The organism is Arthrobacter sp. TB 26 (assembly GCF_000427315.1).
GTDB lineage: Bacteria > Actinomycetota > Actinomycetes > Actinomycetales > Micrococcaceae > Arthrobacter.
Map to the genome: position 1 here is coordinate 1 of NZ_AUPJ01000175.1, position 6,221 is coordinate 6,221.

Below are 6,221 nucleotides of genomic sequence, written 5' to 3' on the forward strand. Positions count from 1 at the left end.
AGGCCGGCCCGGTCCGCGAGCTCGGACAGCGGCAGCACGGTGACGCCCGCGGGGTACGCCGAGATCACCCGGACCACACGGTCCACCACGGAGTCCCCGGTGCCGGAGTTAGCCATGGCCGCCTCTTCCGTTGAATGGATCCTGCGTCCACTCTACGCCGCCTGCCCCGATGCCGCCCCGGGCTTGGCCCGGCCGCTACAGGGCCCGGCTGAGGCTCCACCGCAGCAGCCAGGCGCCCAGCAGGAGCAGCGCCGCAGCCATTCCCGCGAGCACTCCCAGCTGCGGCAGGATGTCACCGAGGGTGCCATCCTGCCGCTGGATGGCGGCGAACGCGTCATAGGCCCACCGATGTGGGGTGGCGTAGGAGATCGCGGCCAGCGCTTCCGGAAAGAACTCGGGCGGCACCATGCAGCCACCCAGGCCGCCGAGCACGAGTCCGCCGCCCACGCCCACGCCGGCGGCCGCGGTGTCATTGTCGATGACCGAGCCGACCATCATCGCCGCGGCTGCCGCGACAGCGCAGAAAAGTACCAGCACCAGGGCCGACAGCCACAGATTGCCCCAGTCGACGCCGAACAGCAGCGCGGTGCCGGCCATGATGAAACCGCCCTGGACGAATGCAATGGCGAAACGCCCCAGCGCCTGCCCGGCCACGACCTGGCCGCTGGAAACCGGGGCTGACATGACCCGGCCCACCACCCCGAACCGCCGTGCCTGGATCAGTGTGGCCGCACCGGTGAGGGAGCTGAGAAACACAAAGAGCAGCAACTGCTGCGAGGCGCCAAGATCGAATTTGCCCAGCCCGCGGAACTCCTGCGCGACGTCGTTGGTGTCCACGATGTCCACGGTCGGCACCGCTACCTGCGCGGCCGCCTGGACCAGGGCGGGGCGGGCCCGATCCTCGGGGATTCCGGCGCCGGTGAGGGCAGCGAGCTGGCTGCGCTCCAGGCCCACAGCCTGCACGGCGGTGCGGACCTGCTGCAGGACGGCCTGCGCGGAGGACTGCGAAGCCATGACAACGTCGAGCTCCGCCGGCTGCCCCGCGTCGAACGCCGCCCCGTCGGATTCGTCAAGGAACAAGCCGACGTCGGTGCGTCCGCGGCTGAGGTCCGCCCGCGCGGCGTTTTCGCCGCTGGCGGTGACCACGACGCCGGATGACTGGAGCTTCGCTGTCAGGGCCTGCGCGAGTGCACTGCCGGGCCCGGCGATGGCCACCCGGGCCTGGCCGCTTCCGGCACCGAACTGCGAGCCGAGCAGCAGAATCAGCAGGAGGGGAAAGATGAAGACAAAGAAGATGTTCGACTTGTCGCGCAAGAAGCGCCGTAGTTCCACCGTGGCGATCGCGAGCATGGCGCTCATGCCTGCGCCCCCCGGTCCGGCATGAGGCGCGAGAGGAGCAGGCCGGCAGCGGCGAAGACCAGCATCACCGCGACCGGGCCCGCCACGTCGCCGAGGCTTCCACCGCCGGCTGAGATCCCGAGACCCCGGATGAACGCACCGATCGGGTTGAGGTCCAGCAGCGTTGCGGCGAAGCCGGTGCCCTGGACCGGGAAGAAGGCTCCTCCCGCGATCCCCAGCACCATGGCCAGGATGGACTGCGCCACGTTGGCTTGCTCCGCCGTCCGGACCAGCCGTGCGACCACGAACGTCAGGCTGGTCGCGGCGGTCACGACGCTGAGGATCAGGGCGGCCACCACGAGCGGGGAGCCGAAGGAGACGCCGAACAGCTGGGAGCCGGCGGTGAGCAGGACGGTGGTGGCAACCACCCCCAGGATGAATCCGGTGCAGGCCTTGGCCGTGATCACCGTGACGCCGGTGACCGGCATTGACCGCAGGCGGGCCAGGGTGCCCTGTTCCCGTTCTGCGAGGAGCCCCAGCACGCCGAAACCGACCGTGAACATCAAGAAGAGCCCGGCCTGGCCGGCCACGAGCGTGCCGCGGAGCGAGAGCTGTTCGGCGGCGGCTTGCCCTTCGGCCAGGGTGAGCAGCCGCGGTCCCGCCGCGGCCTGCTGCGCCAGCGCCGCGAGCTCCTGGTGCGGCAGCCCGGAGATGCCGCCGGCGGCCNNNGGCCGCGGTGACCGTTCCCGCGGCGAACTGGTCCAGGACCGCCTGGACCGCCGAGATCAGCACACCGGTTTCCAGGCTGGCGCCGTTGCCCTCGACCAGCTGGACCGGGGCGGCCTGTCCGGACAATACAGCGTTGCTGAAGCCCTCGGGAACAACGATGCCGAGGGCGGCGCCGCTGGCCTGGGTTTCGCTGCGGACGTCCGCGGCCGGGACCCGTTTGACGGTGACGTCCATGATCTCGAGGGAATCGACGGCACCGAGCAGCGCGGCACCCAGCTGGTCGGCGTCGTCTGCGCTGGCGACGACGGTGGCCGGCTGCAGGTCAACGGTGTCCCCGCCGAGGCCGCCGAACACCAGGCTCAACACCCCCATGAGCGCGAGCGGGACGATGAGGGAGAAGATGAAGACAGACTTGTCCCGGACGCGCTGGCGGAGGTCGTTCGCGACCATGGTCCACAGGCCGTGCATCTCAATCCCTCAGCGCTTTGCCGGTCAGGTGCAGGAAGACGGATTCGAGGTCCGGCCGGACGATCTCCACGGACGTCACGGACATCCCGGCCTGACCCGCGCCGGTGACGATCCCTGCGAGGGCAGTGGGTCCGTCGCCGACCGTGAGCATCAGCCCGGCCCCGTCATTGTCGACGTGCTGCACGGCCGGCAGCCCGCGAAGGGCCTCCGCGGCCCGGACCATGCTGCCGCCGCCGCGGAGGTTGATCCGGTCCACGCCGCCGGTAAGCGTGATCAGCTGGTCCCGGGTGCCCTCCGCCTGGATCCGGCCCTCGTCGATGATCGCAATCCGGTCGCAGAGCCGCTCGGCTTCCTCCATGTAGTGGGTGGTGTAGAGGACCGCCATGCCTTCGACGGAGAGCTTTTCCACGGATTCCAGGATGGCGTTACGGGACTGCGGATCCACCCCGACGGTCGGTTCGTCCAGGATCAGCAGGGTGGGCCGGTGGAGCAGACCGATGCCGATGTTCAGCCGGCGCTTCATGCCGCCGGAGTATTTCTTGGTGAGGTCGCCGGCCCGGTCGGCCAGGCCGATCAGCTCCAGCACCTCGTTGGTGCGCTGGGTGAGCCCCTTGCCGGTGAGCCCCTGCAGCCGGCCGAAGAACCTCAGGTTTTCCCGGGCGGTCAAGTCCGGGTAGATGGCCAGTTCCTGCGGGACCAGGCCGATGATCCGCTTGGCCTCCGTCTCGGCCGGGGTCATGCCCCGGCCCGCCACGCGGACAGTTCCTTCGTTGGCGGGGATCAGGCCCGCCACCATGGAGATGATGGTGGTCTTGCCGGCGCCGTTGGGCCCCAGCAGCCCGAAGGTTTCCCCGGCGCGGATCCGGAAGGAGACACCGTCGACGGCGGTCAGGTCCCCGTAGCGTTTGACGAGTCCGCTGACGTCCAGCACGTCCTTGGTCAAGGTCTCCACAACTTCCACAAAAACTCCCCCGGTCCCGGTGCACACAGCCGTGCCCAGGTTAGCCTTTCGTGCGGGCTTCCGGCGGGACAGGGTCATTGGACCCCCTGATGCCCGTCAGCAGGGGCGTGCAGGCTGTTTGCTCAAGCGCCCGGACGGGCGCGCAGCCGGCGCCATACCGTCGGCGCCAGCACGACGGCCACGCCGACGGCGGCGCCGATGACGGTCTCGAAAATCCGGTCACGCAGCAGGATGCCGGGCGCCGCGGGAACCACCAGCAGGGTCGAAATCAGGGCCAGCGGGGTGACGAAGATCTGGGCCAGGACATACTGGCGGGCGATGAACATTTCGGCGCCGAACTGGCAGGCGGCGATCACGAGCACGGTCTGCCAGGGTGCGGGCTGCAGGAGCAGGATCCCCGCCAGCAGCACCAGCCCGATCGCCGTGCCGACGATTCTTTGCAGCCCGCGGCTGACCCGGTGCCGGGTGGAGTGTCCCACGAGCGGGACGACGGCGGCCACCATGGCCCAGTAGTTGTGGCCGAAGCCCAGCCGCTCACCCGCAAGAGTTGCAAGGGTACCCGCCAGGCCGGCTGCCACGAGGTAGCCGGCGCTTTCGAGCAGGGCCGCCCGCTTTTCCGCCATGCTCAGCGGGGTGCGGGCCGGCCGGACCCACGGCGTCCGGCGGCTCCGGACCACGCGGGAGGACATGCCGACCAGCAGGGAGAAAGCGACCGTCAGCACCGCCACGAGCATGCCCTGCCAGAGCGACGGCTGGTTGGGGATGGACGCGATCGCTGCGAAAGCAAAGATGTGGAACAACGAGCCTGCGGGGCGGAGCCTCCACCAGGCGACGATCAGCGAGCAGACTCCGGCCACCAGGGTGGTCGCGAAGACCTGGAGCCAGAGGGCCTGTGCGGCGGAGAGGGCGAGGGCCACGCCGGCACGGGCGGTCAGGCCTGCGAGGAGCATCACCGCCAGCATCAGCGCCCCGGCACGGAGCTGCAGGCCGAAGCGCCTGGCGTGCGGCTCGTTGCGGCCGTAGATCCCGGTGAAAGCACCGAAGGAGGCGAAGATCGCCAGGTCCAGGCGGCCCAGGAACAGCAGTGTGATCAGCGGGACAAAGACCCCGACGGCGCAGCGGACGGCGACCTGGTGGTCCTTGTTGCCGGGAGCCATGGTGAACATCTCGGCAAGCATCTTCACGGGTGGGAGGCACCTTTCTGCAGTCGGATTGTTACGACGGCGGCGCTGGCGTCCAACTGCCAAATCTACGCCGGATGGGCGCGGATCCGGCATCATCATCCATTGAGCGGAACCGGCCCCGGTCGGGAGACAAGGCCGCAGAAGTGATAGCGTCTAGCGGTTGATCCCCGCGCCCGGAACACGGCGCACAGAGTTATTCAAGGCACACCGGAGGACCCATGCTCAAAGGATTCAAGGACTTCATCCTGCGCGGCAACGTGATCGAACTGTCCATCGCAGTCGTGGTCGGCACCGCTTTCACCGCCCTGGTGGCCGCGTTCACCTCGAACATCGTGAACCCCATCATTGCGGCGGCCGGCGGGGTCGACACCAACGGCCTGGGTTTCCCCATCTGGCCGGGGAATGACAGGACTTTCGTCAACTTCGGCGCGGTCATCACAGCGTTCGTCACGTTCATGATCACGGCCGCCGTCGTCTATTTCATCTTCGTGGCCCCGATGAACCGGATCAACCATATGGTGAAGAAGCGCCTGGCCACTGCAGAGCCGGAGGAGAAGCCGCTCCCGGCGGACACCGCGCTGCTGGCCGAAATCCGCGACCTGCTGGCGCAGCTCGCCGGCCCGGTCCACGGACCGGCCTCCGGCGACGACGCCTTGGAGCCGGCGCACGAGCGCACCGTCGAGTCCGCCGGAAAAGGCAGCCGCTAGCCCGCACGAAAACGTCACCGGCCGGCAATAGGGGCGTAACAACAGCCGGACATCATGGGACCCATGAAGCCCTCAGCCCGTGCCAGAAAACACGGCGGACCGCAGGCCCCGGCCGCCTCCGAGCTGAGCTGCGAAGTCTGCGGCCAGATGCCCGAACCGACCAAGACCCGGCTGACCCTGGCCAACATCGCCGTGATGCTGCCGATCGAACTGTTGGTCCACGCGGCGGTGGTGGGGACGCACCTGCCCTATGTGGGCAAAGTCCTGGTCCTCACGCTGACCGCCACCATCCTGGTCATCTGGGTGGCGGAGCCGTCCGCGGCGCGGATGCTCCGGACGTGGCTGCACGCCCCCGCCCTGCGGCACCGCAGCCGGCTCGGCGCGGCACCGGCCCTGTGGCGTGCCCGCACACTATTAACGGACCGGCCCGGTTCACTGCAGAAACTCACGCGGTCGCTGGCCGGGCTGGACACCAACATCCTGAGCATCCATGTCCACCCGGTCGACGGCGGTGTGCTGGATGAGTTTGTGCTGTCCGCACCCGGCGAGCTGCGCGAAGCGGAACTGCTCAAGGCACTGCGTGACGGCGGCGGCAAGGACCCCCGCGTCTGGCCCACCACGGCGCTGGCGATGGCCGACGGGCAGACCGGGGCGCTGAGCCTCGCGGCCAGGATCGCGGCCAACCCCGAGGAACTGCCGCTGGCCGTCGCTGAATTGCTGCACGCTCGGATCGTGGCCGGGCCCGATGCGGGCACCACGCCGGCAACGGACGGAACCGTGCTGAGGATCCCGACGGCCTGGCACGGTCCCATCACGTTTTCCCGTCCCGGCGAG

General features: G+C 69.3%; 6 protein-coding genes and 1 pseudogene. 2 read left to right on the plus strand and 5 right to left on the minus strand.

The genetic code is table 11. From position 1 onward, the window contains the following. The 5 genes and pseudogenes from K789_RS25010 to K789_RS0105995 form a co-directional block, all read right to left on the minus strand. Positions 1-116: pseudogene (locus K789_RS25010) on the minus strand (IclR family transcriptional regulator); the annotation flags it as partial. Between the two features lie 79 nt (positions 117-195). Continuing rightward, positions 196-1,359, minus strand: coding sequence for an ABC transporter permease (locus tag K789_RS0105980; RefSeq protein ID WP_029704595.1), 1,164 nt, complete (start codon positions 1,357-1,359; stop codon positions 196-198). Continuing rightward, positions 1,356-1,901, minus strand: a complete 546-nt coding sequence (locus K789_RS26080; protein ID WP_237739530.1) for an ABC transporter permease — start codon at positions 1,899-1,901, stop codon at positions 1,356-1,358. The genes K789_RS0105980 and K789_RS26080 overlap by 4 nt, the downstream gene beginning before the upstream one ends. A gap of 635 nt (positions 1,902-2,536) precedes the next feature. After that, on the minus strand, positions 2,537-3,496 hold the full coding sequence (locus K789_RS0105990; protein ID WP_237739531.1) for an ABC transporter ATP-binding protein: 960 nt from the start codon (positions 3,494-3,496) through the stop codon (positions 2,537-2,539). Positions 3,497-3,618: 122 nt separating this feature from the next. Then, a complete protein-coding gene (locus K789_RS0105995; RefSeq protein ID WP_024365968.1) occupies positions 3,619-4,680 on the minus strand; it encodes an FUSC family protein in 1,062 nt (353 codons plus the stop codon). A 218-nt stretch (positions 4,681-4,898) separates the two neighbouring features. On the opposite strand from K789_RS0105995, the gene mscL reads away from it, so the two are divergent. Together mscL and K789_RS0106005 are read left to right on the plus strand one after the other, a co-directional pair. Continuing rightward, a complete protein-coding gene (gene mscL, locus K789_RS0106000) occupies positions 4,899-5,387 on the plus strand; it encodes a large conductance mechanosensitive channel protein MscL (protein WP_024365969.1) in 489 nt (162 codons plus the stop codon). Positions 5,388-5,450: 63 nt separating this feature from the next. Continuing rightward, positions 5,451-6,221: amino acid-binding protein (locus K789_RS0106005; RefSeq protein WP_024365970.1), on the plus strand; the 771-nt coding region annotated here is incomplete at its 3' end.

What these genes read in the sequence shown, in the direction of transcription:
- K789_RS0105980 (WP_029704595.1), bottom strand. Translation starts at nt 1,359, where the DNA reads ATGAGCGCCATGCTCGCGATCGCCACGGTGGAACTACGGCGCTTCTTG.
- K789_RS26080 (WP_237739530.1), bottom strand. Translation starts at nt 1,901, where the DNA reads ATGTTCACGGTCGGTTTCGGCGTGCTGGGGCTCCTCGCAGAACGGGAA.
- mscL (WP_024365969.1), top strand. Translation starts at nt 4,899, where the DNA reads ATGCTCAAAGGATTCAAGGACTTCATCCTGCGCGGCAACGTGATCGAA.